The sequence below is a fragment of the Pelomonas sp. Root1444 genome (assembly GCF_001426885.1).
Taxonomy (GTDB): Bacteria; Pseudomonadota; Gammaproteobacteria; order Burkholderiales; family Burkholderiaceae_C; genus Pelomonas.
In genome coordinates this window covers 404,477-423,243 of record NZ_LMFP01000001.1, presented here as the reverse complement: position 1 = coordinate 423,243, position 18,767 = coordinate 404,477, and the positions used below count along the sequence as shown (strand labels likewise).

Here is an 18,767-nt window from a genome sequence, read left to right as displayed (position 1 = left end):
TGTCATCCGAGCAACGGCGCCAGCGCCCGGCGCGCGTCGGCCTCGGCCAGGCCGCAGCGCGCGGCCCAGTCGGCCAGCTGGTCGTCGCCGATGCGGCCGACGTTGAAGTAGGCCGCATCAGGGTGGGCCAGGTAGAAGCCGCTGACGCTGGCCGCCGGCGTCATGGCCATGCTGTCGGTCAGGCCCATGCCGATCTCTTCCGGACCGAGCACACGGAACAGGTCGCGCTTGGAGAGGTGGTCCGGGCAGGCTGGGTAGCCGGGCGCCGGCCGGATGCCCTGGTACTTCTCGGCGATCAGCGCTTCGTTGCTCAGCGCTTCGGCCGGCGCATAACCCCAGAACTCGCGGCGCACGCGCTCGTGCAGCCATTCGGCGGCGGCTTCGGCCAGGCGGTCGGCCAGGGCCTTGAGCATGATGGCCGAGTAGTCGTCGTGCGTCGCCAGGAAGTCGGCCTCCTTCTTGTCGACGCCCAGGCCCGCGGTGACCGCGAACAGGCCGATGTGGTCGCCCTGCTCCGCGACGAAGTCGGACAGGCAGCGGTTGGGCCGCTTCACGCCTTCGACGACCGGGCGCTCGCTCTGCATGCGCAGCCCGTGCCAGACCATCGGCGGCTCGCTGCGGATCTCGATGTCGTCGTCGTTCACGCGTGCAGCGGGGTAGAGGCCGAAGACCGCATGCGCCTGCAGCCAGCGGCCGTCGATGATCTTCTTCAGCATGGCCTGCGCGTCGGCGAACACCTTGCGCGCCTCGACCCCGACGACCGCATCGTCCAGGATGGCGGGATAGGGCCCGGCCAGGTCCCAGGTCTGGAAGTACGGGCCCCAGTCGATGTAGCGAGCCAGCTCGCCCAGGTCCAGGTTTTTCAGCACGCGGCGGCCGGTGAACTTGGGCGCGGGAGCCACGCGGGCCAGGTCGAGCACCGCCTTGTTGGCGCGTGCGGCGGCCAGCGTCACCAGCGGCGTCTGCTTCTTGTTGGCGTGCAGTTGGCGGGTCTTCTCGATGTCGGCCTTCAGCTCGGCGACGTAGGCCGCGGCGCGGTCGTCGCTGAGCAGCTCCGTGCACACGCCCACGGCGCGCGACGCGTCGGGCACGTAGACGACCGGGCCGTCGTAGTGCGGCGAGATCTTCACGGCGGTGTGCACGCGGCTGGTCGTCGCGCCGCCGATCAGCAGCGGCATGTGGCGCGACGCGAAGTAGTCGTCGCGCTGCATCTCGGCGGCCACGTGCTGCATCTCCTCCAGGCTGGGCGTGATGAGGCCCGACAGGCCGATGATGTCCGCGCCCTCTTCCTTGGCTTTCTTGAGGATGTCCTGGGCCGGCACCATGACGCCCATGTTGACGACCTCGTAGTTGTTGCACTGCAGGACCACCGTGACGATGTTCTTGCCGATGTCGTGCACGTCGCCCTTGACCGTCGCGATGACGATCTTGCCCTTGGGCTTGGCATCACCGCCGCCTTCGATGAGCAGGCGTTTTTCTTCCTCGATGTAGGGCAGCAGGTGGGCGACGGCCTGCTTCATCACGCGGGCGCTTTTGACCACCTGCGGCAGGAACATCTTGCCGGCGCCGAACAGATCGCCGACGACGTTCATGCCGGCCATCAGCGGGCCTTCGATGACATGCAGGGGACGGCCGCCCCTTGCCGAGATCGCCTGCCAGGCTTCTTCGGTGTCCTCGGTGATGAAGTCGGTGATGCCGTGCACCAGCGCATGGCTCAGCCGCTGGTTGACATCGCCTGCCCGCCAGGCCAGGCGGGCCGAGTCGTCCTTGCCGGCGCTCTTGGCGCGGTCGGCGATCTCGATGAGGCGCTCGCCGGCATCCGGGCGGCGGTTCAGCACCACGTCTTCCACGCGCTCGCGCAGCTCGGCATCGAGGTCGTCGTACACGCCCACCATGCCGGCGTTGACGATGCCCATGTCCATGCCCGCCTGGATGGCGTGATACAGGAACACGGTGTGGATGGCCTCGCGCACCGGCTCGTTGCCGCGGAAGCTGAACGACACGTTGGACACGCCGCCCGACACCTTGGCGCCCGGCAGGTTCTGCTTGATCCAGCGCGTGGCCTCGATGAAGTCCACCGCGTAGTTGTCGTGCTCCTCGATGCCTGTGGCGATCGCGAAGATGTTGGGGTCGAAGATGATGTCCTCGGCCGGGAAGTCCACTTCGTCGACCAGGATGCGGTAGGCCCGCGCGCAGATCTCGGTCTTGCGCGCGAAGGTGTCGGCCTGGCCCTGTTCGTCGAAGGCCATCACGACGGCCGCGGCGCCATAGCGGCGCACGAGCTTGGCCTGGCGGCGGAACTCGTCCTCGCCTTCCTTCAGCGAGATGGAGTTGACGATGCCCTTGCCCTGGATGCACTTCAGGCCGGCCTCGATGACGCTCCACTTGGACGAGTCGATCATGATCGGCACGCGCGCGATCTCCGGCTCGCCGGCTATCAGGTTCAGGAAGCGCACCATGGCCGCCTGGCTGTCCAGCATGGCCTCGTCCATGTTGATGTCGATGACCTGGGCGCCGTTCTCGACCTGCTGGCGCGCGACGGCCAGCGCCTGCTCGAACTGGCCGGCCAGGATCATGCGCGCGAAGGCCTTGGAGCCGGTGACGTTGGTGCGCTCGCCGATGTTGACGAACAGGCTGCCGGCGTCGATGGCGACGGGTTCGAGGCCGGAGAGCTTGAGGGGAGGCGGCGAGATGGTCATCGATGGCACGTGTGATCGATGAGCGCCGTTTAAACGATCCGAGCCTGGGGAAACTCCTCGCAGCGCTCCTCGGATGAGCCGGGAATTCTACGCAGCCGGCCCTTCGCCGTCGTGCAAGAGCGGCTCGCGCGCGCCGAAGGCCGTTACAGAATCCGCCGATCCATGGCCGCCTCCGAACTCTTCCACCTCCCCGCCCGCACGCTGCGGCTGGGCATGACCTTGCCGTACGACATCTACGACGAGGCCGGCAAGCTGATGTTCGCGCGCGGTCAGGTCTTGCGGGACTCGCCGCTGGTGCGCGCCCTGGTCGACGGCGGCGCGTGGGTGATGAGCGCAGACACCCTGGAATACCAGCGCGCGCTGGCCCACAGGCTGGACACCCTGGTGATGCAGGACGCCATGCTGTCTGACATCGCCAAGGCCGACACCAGCTTCCGCATGGAGGCGCCGTTGGCGTCCAAGGTCGAGCTCGGCCCGCGCGAGGCCTGGTCGGACCTGCTGCTGCACACCCACAGCCTGTTGCGCGAGACCGAGCCGCTCGACTTCCCCGCCCGCGTCGCCCAGCTGCGCGACGCCGCGCTGAAGCGCCTGCACGCGCATCCGGACGCGACGCTGATGCTGTTGGTGTTCGAGAGCAGCCAGGAGTTCGACGACTACAGCGCCCGCCATGCGCTGCTGACGCTGCTGCTGTGCGACCTGGTCGCGCGGCAGCTGCACCTGGACCCGGCGCTGAGCGAAGCCCTGCAGGGCGCGGCGCTGACGATGAACTACGGCGCCGGCACCGCCCATGACCGCCTCGCCAGCCAGGCCGGCCCGGCCACGCCCGCGCAACGCCAGGCCCTGGCCGCCCATGGCGACCGCGCCGCGCAGCGGCTGGCGCAGGCCGGCGTCACCGACCCGGTGTGGCTGACGGCCGTGCGCCTGCACCACGAGGCCGGCCCCGGCCCGCTGGCGGCGCGCAGCGACGGCGAGAAGCTGGCCCGCCTGCTGCGCCGCATCGATCTCTTCGGCGCCCGCCTGGCGCCACGCCGCAGCCGCACCGCGATGAGTGGCGCTGCCGCGGCCCGCGCCGTGTTCCTGGATGAGCTGGGCCAGCCCGACGAAGCCGGCGCCGCCCTCATCAAGGCCGTGGGCCTGTACCCGCCGGGCACCATCGTGCGCCTGGCCAACGGCGAGGTCGGCATCGTCTTCAAGCGCGGCTTCAGCGCCAACGAGCCGCTGGTGGCCGCCCTCATCGGCAAGAGCGGCAGCCCTTTGAGCAACCCGGTGCCGCGCGACACCCGGCTGGCCTCGCAGGCCATCGCCGCCAGCCTCGCGCCGGCCGATCTGAAGCTGCGGGTCAACCTGGACGCCTTGCTCAAGCTCTGACGCGAGGGCATTGAAAAGGGCGGCACGCAGGCCGCCCAGTTCATTGAACGCGGCCGCCGTTCAGCGCTTGGCCGAACCGCTGGCCGAGGTGTCCAGCGCGACGCCGTTGTCGGTGCGCGTGGCCTGGGCCGAAGCGCTGCCCTCGGCCTGACCCTTGCGGCCGGCGGCCTGGCCGCTGGCGCTGCCGCCGATCTCCTTCTTGCTGGCGTTGCCGCTGGCGCTGCCGCCCAGCGTCAGCGGTGCAGGCTTGGCGGGCGTGGCGGGCGTGGCGGGCGTCGCGGGAGCGGCCAGCGTGGCTGCCGAGGGCGCCGCAGGCATAGCCGGGGTGGCCGGCGTCGTCGCGGCCGGCGTCTCGCCGCGACTCAGCGTGCCGTTCAATGCGCCGCTGCCCTGGCCGGCCAGGTTGCCGCTGGCGCCGTTGGCCGTGCCGCCGAGTGCGCCGGTCACGCTGCCGTCGGCGCTGCCGCCCACGCTGCCCGCGGTCGAGGCCAGCGAGTCCTTGGCGCCCTGGCCGGCCGTCTTCAGCTCGCCGAGCTTGTCGGCGGCGCCGGACTTCACCTCGCCCACGGCGCCCTTGGCGGCGTCGACCTGGCCTTGCACGGCCGTCTTGCCCTCGCCCACCTTGGCGGCGGCGGTGTCCTTGGCGCCGCCCACGGCGCCCTGGGTCTTGTCCAGCGTGCCCTTGACCAGCGAACCGTCGGCCGAGCCGCTGGCATTGCCACCGACCTTGCCGCCGACGTCGAGCTGGCGCGGCGACAGCGCGCCGGTCAGGCCACCGGTGAGGCCGCCACCGGCACCGCCGCCGAGCAGGCCGGCGTGGGCGTTGGCCGCGAGCAGGCCGGCCGCGACGGCGGCAATGCTCAGCGTGGTGCGAAGAACTTGGGTGCGACGGGTTGCAAACATGATGACCTCCGGGTGATGTCTGAAGAGCCAGCCATTCCGGCCCTTTCATGGATCACAACGAGGCCCGTCGCGACTTCCTTCCCAGCCCAGGTGCAACGGTTTGTTTCTAGCGCGCCTGGCGCGCCTGCAGTTGCTCCGGCACGACGCGCAGATCCTCGGCCACCAGGCCACGGCCATACACCGGGTCGCGGCCCGGGGCGCCCAGGTCCACGGCCGTTGCGGCCAAGCGTTCGACGGCAGCCGCGGCGGCGGCCACGTCCGGCTCGCGCAGCTCCGCCGCCAGCAGGCCAGCCACCAGCGGCGCCGCGAAGGAGGTGCCGCGCGCCACGCCGTAGCCGCCGCCGCTGCGGGCGACGGCCATCTCGGCGCCGGGTGCAGCCCACATCACCTGCGGCCCCTGCGCCGCCTCGGGCAGCACGCGGCGCGCGGCGTTCACGCCCGTCACGCCAATGACGCCGGCATAGGCCGCCGGGTAGAGCGGCGGCGCGGCCGGGCCGTCGTTGCCCACGGCCGCGACCAGCAGATGGCCGCGCTGGACCAGCGACGCGACGCCCTGCGCCAGCAGCCGGTTCTGCGGGCCCACCAGGCTCACGTTGACGACCGCGACGCGCTCGCGCGCCATCCAGGCGAGCGAGCGCACGACCTCCTCGGCCGAGCCGCCGTCGGGCTTGTCGCAATAGACGTCGGCGGCGAACAGCTCGGCCTGTGCCAGCGCGCCGGCAAAGCCGCGGTCGCGGCCGACCAGCAACGACGCCACCGCCGTGCCGTGCTCGCTGGGCACGGCGGCGCCGCCGCAGCCGAAGCTGCCGCCGGCCACCCGGCGCAGCGCCGCGTGGCGGCGGTCCACGCCGCCGTCGATGAGGCCGACGCGCACCGGGCCACGCGGGGCGGCCGACGCGGAGCCCGCGCCTGCTGCAACCTCGCCACTGCGTGAATAGAGATGGTTGAAATCCGCCTGCAGGTCGGGCTGGGCCGCGCGCAGCCGGGCCAGCGCGTCGGCCGTGTCCAGGCCGGCGGGCACGCGCAGCACGACCTCGCGCAGGTCCAGCTCCGGCCAGGCCTCCTCGCGCAGCCGGGTCAGGCCCAGGGCCGCGGCGGCGGCGAGGGCCGCATCGTTGGGCGACACCAGCACCAACTCGCGGCGGCGGATGGGTTCACCGGCGGGGTCGGCCTCGATCAGGTCCGGGTGGCGGCTGAGCAGGTCGCGCACGGTGGTCAGGCGCAGGTCCAGCAACTGCGTCGTCGACGACAGCAGCTCGGGCAGCGGCGCCGGCAGCACACGGTCGACGACGCCGGGCAGGCGCGACACGCCGGGCAGCTGGGGGAGCTGGGGCAGGCGCAGCTGGGCCTGGGCGGGCAGGCTCAGCGCGGCGGCCATCGACAGGGCAAGGAAGGTTTTCATGGTGATTTGTGAGGATAACGAGCGAGGCCGGGAAGAAAATCCACGCCTCGTCCGTTGTCCGTGTATCGATGCCTGAAACCCCGACCGAACTCCGCCAGGAGATCGCCAACCTGCTGCCGCGGCTGCGCCGTTTCGGCCGCACGCTGGCCCACTCCCGCGAAGACGCCGACGACCTCGTGCAGGTCGCCGTCGAGAAGGCGCTCAACCGCACCGACCAGTGGACGCCTGGAACGCGTCTGGACAGCTGGATGTTTCGCATCATGCAGAACGCCTGGATCGATGAACTGCGCGCCCGCGAGCGGCGCGGCCAGACCTTCCTGCCCGAGGAGGACGGCGACAACGTGGGCGACGGCACGGCCACGGGATCGCAGCTCGACGCCATCCTCGTGCGCAAGGCCGTGGCCAGGCTCAGCGAGGATCACCGGACCATCGTCGGCCTGGTGTTGGTCGAGGGCCTGAGCTACCAGGAGGCTGCCGAGACGCTGGGCGTGCCGGTCGGCACCGTGACGAGCCGCCTGGCCCGCGCTCGCGAGGCGCTGCAGGAATTGTTGGGAGAGTGGCCATGAGCCGCAGTGATGAAGACCTGTTGAAGGCCGAGCGCCAGCGCATGGCCGCCGCCTTCGACGATGTGTTGAAGGAGCCCGTGCCGGACCGGCTCANNCGCGCGCGCGCCGTCAAGGCATGAACAGCTGGGCCGCCTGGGGCGGCATGGCCGCGACGCTGGTGCTGGGTACCGTGATCGGCACGCGGCTGGCGCCTTCGGTCGGGGACGGTCAGGACCGGCTGGTCGCCACCGGCGCCATCGCCCAGGCGCTGGACCGGCAGCTCGCCAGCGCGCCCACCGGCGCGGTGGCCGTGCAGCTCAGCTTCAAGGCCAAGGACGGGCGCTGGTGCCGCAGCTTCTCGACGGCGGCAGCGGCGGGCCTGGCCTGCCGCGAGCCCGACGGCGCCTGGGCGCTGCAGCAGGTGGCCGCCGTCGCGGCGGCCCCGAGCGGCATGCGCCAGGCCGCCAGCAGCCTGCCACCCACGGTGCTGGCCGCGGTGGATGCCGCCATGGCCGGTGAAGCGCTGAACGCCGAGCAGGAAAAGGCCGCAAGGGACAAGGGGTGGCGTTGAACGCGCGCCTTGCCCCGGCGGCAGGCTGGGATCGCGGGCAGAGCGCCGGGCCGCCCCAAGCCGGCCCGTGGGCGATGTGCTTGCGGCTCAACGCCGCAGGCATCGCCGTCCCCCAGGGGGACCGACCAGGCTGGCCCGCGTACGGCGAGGCCAGCGTGGGCGAGGGGCTCATCTGGCCAAGGGACTGATCTGCACGCTGACGATCTGCCACGCGCCGCCGCGCTTCACGTAGACGTCGATGTAGCGGTAGTGCGTGTCGAAGGGCTGGCCCTGGTAGCGGCCGGTCATGCGCGTGCGGCCGCTGAGCAGGGCGGTGTCGCCATACACGCGCACCTCGAAGTCCTCGACCGTATAGGGGTGCAGCACCACGTCCGGCGAGACCAGCCCGTCGACGAAGCTGGCCTTGGTCTCGACATTGCCGCGCGCATCGATCTGGCGGAAGTCGTCGGCCATGTTGGCCTCGATGGCAGTGCGGTCCTTGGCGACGATGGCTCGGTCCCAGGCGTCGGCCTGGGCTTTGAGTTGCGCGGCGAGCGTGGGTGGCGACGCCTGCGCGATGCCGGCGACGGCCAGTGCCGTCAGCAGCAGCGCGCGGCGCATGAACCCCGCGGGCCGAGCGCCGGGCCGCTCCCAAGCCGGCCCGCCATGGCGACATGCTTGCGGCGCGAGGCCGAAGGCATCGCCGCCCCCCGGGGGGACCGGGCGGGCTTGCCCGCGTGCCGCGGGGCGAGACTGGACGAGGGGCTTCACACTTCCAGGCTGCGCCAGATCAGGCGCGTGATCAGCCCGCGGGCGCGCTCGAAGTCGGCCTCGTCCAGCGCGGGCTTGCCCATGTAGAGCGAGAACTGCGGCGCGAGATCGGCGTAGGCCTGGGTGGAGGACCAGATCAGGAACATCAGGTGCGTGAAGTCCAGGCGCCGGATCAGACCCTCGGCCGCCCAGCGCTCGAAGCGCGCCACATCGGCGTGCAGCAGCGGCATGACCTGGGCCTTCAGCACGTCGGCATAGCGCGGCGCGCCGGCCATGATCTCGCGCGTGAAGACCGCGTTGCCGCTGGGCCGCTCGCGGCTGAAGCGCAGCTTGTCGGCCACGTAGCTCTCGATGGCGGCCTTGGGCTCGCTGGCCTCGGTGATGGCGTTCATGTTGGCCATCCACTCGCCCATGACGCTGTCGAGCACGGCGCGGTAAAGGTCTTCCTTGCTGGGCCAGTGGTAGAGCAGGTTCTGGCGCGACAGGTCGAGCGCGGCAGCGATGCTGTCGAGGCTGACGCCTTCAAAACCGAAGCGTGCGAATTGCCGTTCGGCCTCGGCGAGGATGGCCTCCTGCTTGCGAAGGGTGGCGGCGCGCGGGGTGCGCACGGCGGGGGCGGTCTCGTTCATGCACCGGATTTTGACGGGGCGCACCAAGCGAGCGCTGCGGGTTTTTACGTCTAGGTCAATTTTTACGGGGCAGTAATGTTTGGCTGTTTTCCACCCGGAGATTCCCGTGGACCTTGCCGACCTCCAATCGGGCCGCCTCACGCCGCCCGACTACGCGCAGAACTTCGCTGACGCCCACCCGCCGCTGCAGCGCACGCAGGCGCTGATCGAGGCCGAGCGCTGCTACTACTGCTATGCCGCGCCCTGCCAGACGGCCTGCCCGACCGGCATCGACATCCCCGCCTTCATCCAGCGCGTGGCGCAGGACAACGTGCGCGGCGCGGCCGAAGCCATCCTGACGGCCAACCCGCTGGGCGGCATGTGCGCCCGCGTCTGCCCGACCGAGGTGCTGTGCGAGCAGGCCTGCGTGCGCAACACCCATGAGAGCAAGCCGGTGGAGATCGGCCTGCTGCAGCGCTATGCGGTGGAGGGCCACTTCGCCAACCCCGGCGCCAAGCCGCTGTTCGAGCGCGCGGCGCCGACCGGCCGGCGCATTGCCGTCGTCGGCGCCGGGCCGGCGGGACTGGCCGCGGCGCATGGGCTGGCGCGGCGCGGCCATGAGGTGGTGCTGTTCGACGCCAACGCCAAGCTCGGCGGGCTGAATGAATATGGGCTGGCGACGTACAAGGTCGCCGGCGGCTTTGCGCAGCGCGAGATCGACTGGCTGCTGTCCATCGGCGGCATCACACCGAAGCTGAACTGGCGGCTCGGCCGCGACATGACGCTGGACAGCCTGCTGGCCGAACACGACGCGGTCTTCCTCGGCCTGGGGTTGGCCGGCGTCAATGCGCTGGGCATCGTCGAGCCCGAGCTGCCCGGTTTGCGCAATGCGGTGGACTTCATCGCCGAGTTGCGCCAGAGCGCGCCGGAGATCGTGCCGGTGGGCCGCAGGGTGGTCGTCATCGGCGGCGGCATGACGGCTGTGGACGCGGCCGTGCAGGCCCGGCTGCTTGGTGCCGAACAGGTGACCATGGTCTACCGCCGCGGGCCGGACGGGCTGTCCGCCTCCACGCACGAGCAGCACTGGGCGCAGACGCGCGGCGTGACCCTTCGCTGCTGGGCACGGCCCCTGGGCGTCGAGGCCGGCGGCGGCGTGCTGCGCGGCATGCGCTTCGCGGCGACGCGGCTGGACGGCGGCCACCTGGTCGACACCGGCGAGCAGTTCTTCATCGAGGCCGACATGGTGCTGCGCGCCATTGGCCAGACCTATGTCGCCGAGTCGGCCGGCCCGGCCGTCGAACTGCAGGGCGGGCGCATCCGCACGGACGCGGACTTCCGCACCAGCGTCCCGCGCGTCTGGGCCGGTGGCGACTGCCGCTTCGGCGGGCGCGACCTGACGGTGGAGGCCGTGGAGCACGGCAAGCGCGCCGCCGAGTCCATTCACGCAGCACTGACGGGAGTGGCCCATGGCTGACCTGAGCACCAACTTCCTGGGCATCAAGAGCCCCAACCCCTTCTGGCTCGCCTCGGCGCCGCCGACCGACAAGGAGGTCAACGTGCGTCGCGCCTTCGAGGCCGGCTGGGGCGGCGTCGTCTGGAAGACGCTGGGCGAGGACCCGCCCGTCGTCAACGTCAACGGCCCGCGCTACGCCACGCTGTGGAGCCAGGACCGGCGCGTCATCGGCTTCAACAACATCGAGCTGATCTCGGACCGGCCGCTGCAGGTCAACCTGGACGAGATTGCAAGAGTGAAGCGCGACTTCCCGGACCGGGCGATGGTCGTGTCGCTGATGGTGCCCGTGAACGAGCAGAGCTGGAAGGACATCCTCGCCAAGGTGGCCGACACCGGCGCCGACGGCGTGGAGCTGAACTTCGGCTGCCCGCATGGCATGAGCGAGCGCGGCATGGGCTCCGCCGTCGGCCAGGTGCCCGAGTACATCCAGCAGGTGACCGAGTGGTGCAAGAAGCACACGCGCATGCCGGTCATCGTCAAGCTCACGCCCAACATCACCGACGTGCGCTTCCCGGCCCGCGCCGCGCATGCCGGCGGCGCGGATGCGGTCAGCCTCATCAACACCATCAACTCGGTGATGGGCGTGGACCTGGACCGCATGACGATGAGCCCCGTCACCGACGGCCTGGGCTCGCACGGCGGCTACTGCGGCCAGGCGGTCAAGCCCATCGCGCTGAACATGGTGGCCGAGATCGCGCGCGACCCGGCCACGACCGGGTTGCCGATCAGCGGCATCGGCGGCATCACGACGTGGCGCGACGCGGCCGAGTTCATCGCCATGGGCTGCGGCACGGTGCAGGTCTGCACGGCCGCCATGGTCTATGGCTTCAAGATCGTGCAGGACATGTGCTCGGGCCTGTCCAACTTCATGGACGAGAAGGGCTATGCGTCGCTGGACGACTTCCGCGGCCGCGCGGTGCACACCGTGAAGAACTGGAACCAGCTCAACCTCAACCACGTCGAGAAGGCGGTCATCCACCAGGACAGCTGCATCCAGTGCGGCCGCTGCCACGTCGTCTGCGAGGACACGTCGCACCAGGCCATCTGGGCGATGAAAGACGGCCAACGCCACTTCGAGGTGAACGAGGCCGAGTGCGTCGGCTGCAACTTGTGCGTGTCGATCTGCCCCGTCCCTGGCACCATCACGATGCGTGCGCTCCAGCCCGGCGAGACCGATGCCCGCACCGGGCGGGTCATCGATGGCACTTACGCCAACTGGACGACGCATCCGAACAACCCCATGCGCGCCAGCTGCGCCTGAAGGACGATTCATGAGTCAGTACGAAGTCGGCCACTGGATCGCCGGCGCGATCAGCCGCGGCACCGGTGAACGCCACCAGGACATCTACAACCCCGCCACCGGCCAGGTGCAAGGCCAGCTGCTGCTGGGCAGCATGGCCGACCTGGACGCCGCCGTCGCCTCCGCCACGCAGGCAGCGAAGGCCTGGAGCCAGACGCCGCCGCTGGCCCGCTCGCGCGTGCTGTTCAAGTTCCTCCACATCCTGCAGGAGCGCCGCGAGCTGCTGGCCGGGGCCATCGTGCGCGAGCACGGCAAGACGCTGCCCGACGCCATCGGCGAAGTGGCCCGCGGCATCGAGGTCGTCGAGTTCGCGACCGCGATGCCGCAGCTGCTGAAAGGCGAATACACCGAGCAGATCGCCCGCGGCATGGACGCCTGGAGCATGCGCCAGCCGCTGGGCGTCGTGGCCGGCATCACGCCGTTCAACTTCCCGGCCATGGTGCCGATGTGGATGTACCCCATCGCCATCGGCTGCGGCAACGCCTTCATCCTGAAGCCCAGCGAGCGTGACCCATCGTCCTCGCTCTTGATGGCGCGCTGGCTGCAGGAGGCCGGCCTGCCCGACGGCGTGTTCAGCGTCGTGCAGGGTGACAAGGACATCGTTGATGCCATCCTCGCCCACCCCGGCATCGCGGCGGTCAGCTTTGTCGGCAGCACGCCGGTGGCCGAGCACATCTACAAGGTCGGCACCGCCCACGGCAAGCGCGTGCAGGCGCTGGGCGGCGCGAAGAACCACATGGTCGTCATGCCCGACGCCGATCTGGACGGCGCGGTCGATGCACTGATGGGCGCCGCCTACGGCTCGGCCGGCGAGCGCTGCATGGCGATCTCGGTGGCCGTGGCGGTAGGTGACGTGGGCGACAAGCTCGTCGCCGCGCTGGCGCCCAAGGTCAAGGCCCTGAAGATCGGCGAAGGCCATCAACAAGGCGCCGAAATGGGCCCGCTGATCACGCGCGCCTCGCAGCAGCGCGTGGAGCGGCTGATCGGCGAAGGTGTCGAAGCGGGCGCGAAAGCGGTGGTCGACGGCCGCGGCCTGCGCGTGCCGGGCCATGAGGACGGTTTCTTCGTCGGCGGCACCATCCTGGACGGCGTGTCTGCCGAGATGAGCTGTTATCAGGAAGAGATCTTCGGCCCCGTGCTGTGCGTCGTGCGCGTGCCCGACCTGGCCGCCGCCATCGCGCTGATCGAAGCCAACGAGTACGCCAACGGCGTGGCCATCTTCACGCGCGACGGCCATGTGGCGCGCGAGTTCGTGCATCACATCCAGGTCGGCATGGTGGGGGTCAACGTGCCGCTGCCGGTGCCCATGGCCTTCAACAGCTTCGGCGGCTGGAAGCGCAGCCTGTTCGGCGACCACCACGCCTACGGGCCCGAGGCGGTGCGCTTCTACACGCGCCACAAGGCGGTGATGCAGCGCTGGCCCGACAGCACGCCCAAGGGCCCGCAATTTGCTTTCCCGCAGAACCTGTGAGCCCCTCGCCCACTCTCGCCTTGCTGAACGCCGGCGAGCCTGGTCGGTCCCCCGCGGGGACGGCGATGCTCGTGGCATCGAGCCACGAGCACATCGCCAAGGGCAGGCCGGCTTGGGAGCGGCCCGGCGCTCGGCCCGCAAATGCGACATGCACCACTGAGCACAAGGACGCACCATGACCGACCCCACGCTGAGCAACCCGGACCTGATCCCCACGACGGCCGCTCAGCGCACCTGGCGCTGGTACCACTTCGCCGCGCTGTGGGTGGGCATGGTCATGTGCATCCCGGCCTACACGCTGGCGGCCAGCCTCATCGAGTCGGGCATGAGCTGGGGCCAGGCGGTCGGCACGGTGTTCCTGGGCAACCTCATCGTGCTGGTGCCCATGCTGCTGATCGGCCATGCCGGCGCCAAGTACGGCATCCCGTATGCGGTGCTGGCGCGCGCCTCGTTCGGCACGCGGGGCGCGCGGCTGCCGGCCCTGCTGCGCGCGCTGGTCGCCTGCGGCTGGTACGGCATACAGACCTGGTTCGGCGGGCAGATGATCTACACGCTGGCCGGCGTGCTGATCGGCCATCCGCTGGGCGGCGACCCGCTGCCGGGCCTGGGGATCAGCGCGGCGCAGTTCGGCTGCTTCCTGCTGTTCTGGGCGCTGCAGTTCTGGTTCGTCGTGCACGGCATCGAGGCCATCCGCAAGCTGGAGACCTACACCGCGCCGATCAAGATCGTCATCTGCTTCGTGCTGCTGTGGTGGGCCTGGGACAAGGCCGGCGGCTTCGGGCCCATCCTGGACCAGCCCTCGCAGTTCGTCGAAGGCGGCAAGAAGGCCGGCCAGTTCTCGGCCGTGTTCTGGCCGTCTCTGACGGCGATGGTGGGCTTCTGGGCCACGCTGGCGCTGAACATCCCCGACTTCACGCGCTTTGCCAAGACCCAGCGCGACCAGCTGGTCGGCCAGGCCATCGGCCTGCCGCTGCCGATGGGATTGCTGGCCGCACTCGCCGTGTTCGTCACGTCGGCCACCGTGGTCATCTACGGCAAGGCGCTATGGGACCCGGTGGACCTGGCCAGCCGCATGACGGGTGCGGCCGTGCTGATCGCCCTCATCGTGCTGCTCATCGACACCGTCAGCGTCAACCTCGCGGCCAACCTGGTCGGCCCGGCCTACGATTTCTCGGCGCTGGCGCCGGGTCGCATCAGCTACAAGCTGGGCGGCATCATCACTGCCGGCATCGCCATCGCGATGATGCCGTGGAAGATCCTCGAATCGACCCAGGGCTACATCTTCACCTGGCTGATCGGCTACTCGGCGCTGCTGGGGCCGGTGGCGGGCATCCTCATCGTCGACTACTACCTGCTGCGCAAGACCGAGCTGGTGGTCGACGACCTTTACCGAGAGGGTGGCCGCTACAGCTACCGCGGCGGCTGGAACATGGCGGCCGTCATCGCCTTCGCCGTCGGCGTGGCGCCCAACATCCCGGGCTTCCTGAACGCCGCCTTCCCGGCCACCTTCCCCGAGGTCGGCGCAGCCTTCAAGGCCATCTACACCTATGCCTGGTTCGCCGGGCTGGCGCTGGCCGCCGTCGTCTACGGCGTGTTGATGGCCGGCAAGACGCAACCCCAACCGCTCACAAGGAGCGCCACGTGACCTCTTCTCCCTTGTTGATCCGCGGCGCCATCGTCGTCAACGCCGACGCGGAATCCCGCACCGATGTGCTGTGCGTCGATGGCCGCATCGCCGCCATCGGCGAGCGCGCCGCGCGCGAGGCACCGGCCGGCACGACGACGCTGGACGGTACCGGCCAGTACCTGATCCCCGGCGGCATCGACCCGCACACCCACATGCAGTTGCCCTTCATGGGCACGGTCACGCAGGACGACTTCTTCACCGGCACCGCGGCGGCGCTGGCCGGCGGCACGACCAGCATCATCGACTTCGTCATCCCCAACCCGCAGCAGCCGCTGATGGAGGCCTACCGCACCTGGCGCGGCTGGGCGGAGAAGAGCGCGGCCGACTACGCCTTCCATGTGGCCGTGACCTGGTGGGACCAGAGCGTGAGCGACGACATGGGCACGCTGGTGCGTGACGAAGGCGTGAACAGCTTCAAGCACTTCATGGCCTACAAGAACGCCATCATGTGCGACGACGAGACGCTGGTGAACAGCTTCAAGCGCGCGCTGGAACTGGGCGCCATGCCGACCGTGCACGCCGAGAACGGCGAGCTGGTCTACCTGCTGCAGGCCGAGGTCGCCAAGATGGGCATCACCGGCCCCGAGGGCCACCCGATGTCGCGCCCGCCGATGGTCGAGGGCGAGGCCGCCAACCGCGCCATCGCGATCGCCGACGTGCTAGGGGTGCCCATCTACATCGTGCACGTCAGCTGCGTCGAGAGCGCCGAGGCCATCGCCCGGGCGCGCGCCCGCGGCCAGCGCGTCTATGGTGAGGTGCTGGCCGGCCACCTGCTGATCGACGACAGCGTCTACCGCGACCCCGATTTCAACAAGGCCGCCGCCTACGTGATGAGCCCGCCCTTCCGCCCCAAGATCCACCAGGAGTTCCTGTGGCGCGGCCTGCAGAGCGGCCAGCTGCACACGACGGCCACTGACCACTGCACCTTCTGCGCGGAGCAGAAGGCCGCGGGCAGGGACAACTTCGCCAAGATCCCCAACGGCTGCGGCGGCGTCGAGGAACGCATGGCCGTGCTGTGGGACGCAGGCGTCAACTCCGGGCGCCTCACGCCCAGCGAGTTCGTCGCGATCACGTCGGCCAATGCGGCCAAGCTGTTCAACATGTACCCGCGCAAGGGCGTCATCGCCGAGGGCGCCGATGCGGACCTCGTGCTGTGGGACCCGGCCGGCATCAAGACGCTGAGCGCCACGACGCAGTTCTCGAAGAACGACTTCAACATCTTCGAGGGCCGCACGGTGCGCGGCATCCCCAGCCACACGATCGCGCAAGGCCGCGTCGTGTTCGCCCGCGGCGAGCTTCGCGCCGAACAAGGCAAGGGCCGCTACCTGAAACGCCCGCCCTTCGGCGCGCAGTTCGACGCCGCCATCAAGCGTGCGCAAGACCTCGCGCCTACCGCCGTCGCACGATGAGCACGCAAACCGTCATTCCGCAACTGCGTATGACCGACGCGGCGCGCGCACAGGCCTTCTACATCGACCAACTCGGCTTCAGCATCGACTGGCAGCACCAGTTCGAGCCCGGCCTGCCGCTGTTCCTGCAGCTCACGCGCGAGGGCCAGACGATCTTCCTGACGGGCCATGCGGGCGATTGCCAGCCCGGCGGGGCCGTCTACTTCTGGGTGCCGGACGTCGACGCGACCTACGCCGCCTTCATCGCCAAGGGCGTGAAGCCCGTGAAGCCCATAGCCGGCATGCCCTGGGGCGTGCGCGAGTTCCTGCTCGTCGACCCCGACCACAACCAGCTGCGCTTCGGCACCAAGCTGCCGGACTGAGGACACTGCCATGGACACCGCCGTCACCCGACCCGACATCACGACGCTGCGTATCAACGGCCAACGCCTGTGGGACTCACTGATGGAGCTCGCGAAGATCGGCGCCACCGAGAAAGGCGGCGTCTGCCGCCTGACGCTGACCGACCTCGACAAGCAGGGCCGCGACCTCGTCACCCGCTGGGCGCGCGAGGCCGGCATGACGGTCACCATCGACCAGATCGGCAACGGCTTCATGCGCCGGCCGGGCCGCAACAACAGCCTGCCGCCCATCATGACCGGAAGCCACATCGACACCCAGCCCACCGGCGGCAAGTTCGACGGCAACTACGGCGTGCTGGCCGGCATCGAGGTCGTGCGCACGCTGAACGACCACGGCATAGCGACCGAGGCGCCCATCGAGGTGGCCTTCTGGACCAACGAGGAAGGCTCGCGCTTCGTGCCCGTCATGATGGGCTCGGGCGTGTTCGCCCAGGCATTCACGCTGGAGCACGCCTACGCGGCCACCGACACCGAAGGCAAGACGGTCAAGGGCGAGCTGGAGCGCATCGGCTACGTCGGCGATCAGGTACCCGGCGACCACCCCATCGGCGCCTACTTCGAGACCCACATCGAGCAGGGGCCGGTGCTGGAGGACCACGACAAGACCATCGGCGTCGTCACCGGTGTTTTGGGCATCCGCTGGTACGACTGCGTCGTCACCGGCATGGAAGCCCACGCCGGCCCCACGCCGATGGCGCTGCGCAAGGACGCGCTGCAGGTGGCCGCACAGCTGATGCAGGAAGTGGTGGCCTGCGCCCACCGCCACCCACCGCACGGCCGCGGCACCGTGGGCATGGTGCAGGTGCACCCCAACAGCCGCAACGTCATCCCCGGCCGCGTGAAGTTCAGCATCGACCTGCGCAACGCGACCGACGCGCTGTGCGACGCGATGGACGCGGACATCCGTGCGGTTGCGGCCAAGCTGTCAGCGGAGAGCGGCCTGCCCATAGCGATCACGCCCGTCAGTGCCTACCCGGCCCAGCCCTTCCACGCCGACTGCATCGCCGCCGTGCAGAAGGCCGCCGACGCGCTGGGCTACAGCAACATGCGCGCGGTGTCCGGCGCCGGCCACGACGCCGTCTACATGGCGAGGCTGGCGCCCGCCGGCATGATCTTCATCCCCTGCAAGGACGGCATCAGCCACAACGAGATCGAGGACGCCAAGCCCGAGCACATCGAGGCGGGGTGCAATGTGTTGTTGCAGGCGATGCTGGAGCGGGCAGGGTGACGCCACGCGGCACGCAGCATTCGTCCGTACCGACGGCTGACCCTCAAGCCACCGCGCTCCTCACCGCCTCCCGCACCAGCCCATCGAGCTTGCCGGTGATCTGCGTGAACTCGCCCGACACGACGGCGAACTCGCGGCCCGACATGCCGGCCCGCGCGGCGACGACCTGGGCGTTGAAGGACACGATGCGCGCGTGCTTCGCGATCTGCTCGATGTCGCCCATGACCGACGCCAGCTGCTGCTTCGCTTCTGCGGCCTGCCTGCGGGCGAGCTCTTCGTAGAGCTGGGTCAGCCGGTTCAGCGTCGCCAGCAGCGGCGTGGCGCTGTCCACCAGCCCCTCCAGCAGCTCCGGCACGCTGGGCGCCTCGGCCGCAATGGCCTGCAGCGTGCGCTGCGCCAGCGCGATGAAGGCGGTGATGCGCTCATCCGCGCGGTCCGGGCCGAAGTAGGCCTGCTTCAGATCGCCACCCAGCATTTCGGGCGACAGCTCGCCTTCGAGCAGCGCGCGGTGAGCATCGCGGAAGGTCGCGAGCGCCTCTTGTGCCGTGGCAATGGCGGCGCCGCGGCCCTGCGCAGCGAGCACGGCGTAGAGCACGACGCGCTGTGACGTGAAGCGGCGCCGGCCCGAGAGGTTGATCAATGTGCCGAAGCGCTCGCCGGAAGCCGGCTTGGATGCAGCGGCGGCTCGCTTTGGTGCATCGTTGGACGTACGCACTTGGTGCAGCATGGCAGATTCCGTGAACAGGGTCACAACCTGCGCCGCCCTCGGCCACCCGGTCGCCCTCGCACCCTGGGTGAGCACGGGGCGTGCCAGCAGCACGGTGCCCATGGGCGCCGGCTCGAGCGCCAGCGCCAGCCTCAGCGTCGGTGGCGTGGCCCATGCGCCGGGCACCCTGGATGGCCTGGCGAGAA

General features: G+C 70.1%; 15 protein-coding genes, 1 pseudogene and 1 riboswitch. Of the genes and pseudogenes, 10 read left to right on the top strand and 6 right to left on the bottom strand.

Annotated features, from left to right (window positions below; translation table 11 throughout):
- Positions 1-2: 2 nt before the first annotated feature.
- On the bottom strand, positions 3-2,699 hold the full coding sequence (gene metH / locus ASD35_RS01820; RefSeq protein WP_082579819.1) for a methionine synthase: 2,697 nt from the start codon (positions 2,697-2,699) through the stop codon (positions 3-5).
- Positions 2,700-2,712: 13 nt separating this feature from the next.
- A riboswitch (S-adenosyl-L-homocysteine riboswitch) is annotated at positions 2,713-2,776 on the bottom strand.
- An 85-nt stretch (positions 2,777-2,861) separates the two neighbouring features.
- Here metH and ASD35_RS01815 point away from each other — a divergent pair.
- Positions 2,862-4,067 carry a hypothetical protein gene (locus ASD35_RS01815; protein WP_056873188.1) on the top strand — a complete coding sequence of 402 codons (1,206 nt, stop codon included), beginning with the start codon at positions 2,862-2,864 and terminating at the stop codon, positions 4,065-4,067.
- Between the two features lie 60 nt (positions 4,068-4,127).
- Here ASD35_RS01815 and ASD35_RS01810 read toward each other — a convergent pair whose 3' ends face one another.
- Together ASD35_RS01810 and ASD35_RS01805 are read right to left on the bottom strand one after the other, a co-directional pair.
- Entirely contained in the window at positions 4,128-4,970 is an 843-nt protein-coding gene (locus ASD35_RS01810) for a hypothetical protein (protein WP_056873187.1), read from the bottom strand.
- A gap of 106 nt (positions 4,971-5,076) precedes the next feature.
- A complete protein-coding gene (locus ASD35_RS01805; protein ID WP_157275306.1) occupies positions 5,077-6,372 on the bottom strand; it encodes a S8 family serine peptidase in 1,296 nt (431 codons plus the stop codon).
- A gap of 68 nt (positions 6,373-6,440) precedes the next feature.
- Here ASD35_RS01805 and ASD35_RS01800 point away from each other — a divergent pair, with 68 nt between their 5' ends.
- The gene (locus ASD35_RS01800) at positions 6,441-6,938 is read left to right on the top strand and encodes an RNA polymerase sigma factor (protein WP_056873186.1); all 498 of its coding nucleotides are present in this window, start codon (positions 6,441-6,443) and stop codon (positions 6,936-6,938) included.
- A 95-nt stretch (positions 6,939-7,033) separates the two neighbouring features.
- Positions 7,034-7,488 (top strand): annotated as a pseudogene (locus ASD35_RS26915) (hypothetical protein); the annotation flags it as partial.
- A 168-nt stretch (positions 7,489-7,656) separates the two neighbouring features.
- Here the strand turns inward: ASD35_RS26915 and ASD35_RS01790 are convergent.
- Together ASD35_RS01790 and ASD35_RS01785 are read right to left on the bottom strand one after the other, a co-directional pair.
- On the bottom strand, positions 7,657-8,088 hold the full coding sequence (locus ASD35_RS01790; RefSeq protein ID WP_056873184.1) for a nuclear transport factor 2 family protein: 432 nt from the start codon (positions 8,086-8,088) through the stop codon (positions 7,657-7,659).
- Between the two features lie 146 nt (positions 8,089-8,234).
- The gene (locus ASD35_RS01785) at positions 8,235-8,867 is read right to left on the bottom strand and encodes a TetR family transcriptional regulator C-terminal domain-containing protein (protein WP_056873183.1); all 633 of its coding nucleotides are present in this window, start codon (positions 8,865-8,867) and stop codon (positions 8,235-8,237) included.
- Positions 8,868-8,973: 106 nt separating this feature from the next.
- On the opposite strand from ASD35_RS01785, the gene ASD35_RS01780 reads away from it, so the two are divergent.
- From ASD35_RS01780 to ASD35_RS01750, 7 genes are all read left to right on the top strand, one after another.
- Positions 8,974-10,320 carry an NAD(P)-dependent oxidoreductase gene (locus ASD35_RS01780; RefSeq protein ID WP_235538203.1) on the top strand — a complete coding sequence of 449 codons (1,347 nt, stop codon included), beginning with the start codon at positions 8,974-8,976 and terminating at the stop codon, positions 10,318-10,320.
- On the top strand, positions 10,313-11,620 hold the full coding sequence (gene preA / locus ASD35_RS01775) for an NAD-dependent dihydropyrimidine dehydrogenase subunit PreA (protein ID WP_056873182.1): 1,308 nt from the start codon (positions 10,313-10,315) through the stop codon (positions 11,618-11,620). Before ASD35_RS01780 ends, preA begins: the two co-directional genes overlap by 8 nt.
- Positions 11,621-11,630: 10 nt before the next feature.
- Positions 11,631-13,130 carry a CoA-acylating methylmalonate-semialdehyde dehydrogenase gene (locus tag ASD35_RS01770; RefSeq protein ID WP_056873181.1) on the top strand — a complete coding sequence of 500 codons (1,500 nt, stop codon included), beginning with the start codon at positions 11,631-11,633 and terminating at the stop codon, positions 13,128-13,130.
- A gap of 175 nt (positions 13,131-13,305) precedes the next feature.
- Positions 13,306-14,775 carry an NCS1 family nucleobase:cation symporter-1 gene (locus tag ASD35_RS01765; protein WP_056873180.1) on the top strand — a complete coding sequence of 490 codons (1,470 nt, stop codon included), beginning with the start codon at positions 13,306-13,308 and terminating at the stop codon, positions 14,773-14,775.
- Positions 14,772-16,226, top strand: a complete 1,455-nt coding sequence (gene hydA, locus ASD35_RS01760) for a dihydropyrimidinase (protein ID WP_056873179.1) — start codon at positions 14,772-14,774, stop codon at positions 16,224-16,226. Before ASD35_RS01765 ends, hydA begins: the two co-directional genes overlap by 4 nt.
- Entirely contained in the window at positions 16,223-16,588 is a 366-nt protein-coding gene (locus ASD35_RS01755; RefSeq protein ID WP_056873178.1) for a VOC family protein, read from the top strand. Before hydA ends, ASD35_RS01755 begins: the two co-directional genes overlap by 4 nt.
- Before the next feature lie 10 nt (positions 16,589-16,598).
- Positions 16,599-17,855 (top strand): Zn-dependent hydrolase, encoded by a 1,257-nt coding sequence (locus ASD35_RS01750; RefSeq protein ID WP_056873177.1) that lies wholly within the window; start codon positions 16,599-16,601, stop codon positions 17,853-17,855.
- 43 nt (positions 17,856-17,898) lie between these two features.
- Here the strand turns inward: ASD35_RS01750 and ASD35_RS01745 are convergent, their stop codons facing one another.
- The gene (locus tag ASD35_RS01745; RefSeq protein WP_056873403.1) at positions 17,899-18,582 is read right to left on the bottom strand and encodes a type IV pili methyl-accepting chemotaxis transducer N-terminal domain-containing protein; all 684 of its coding nucleotides are present in this window, start codon (positions 18,580-18,582) and stop codon (positions 17,899-17,901) included.
- Positions 18,583-18,767: the final 185 nt, after the last annotated feature.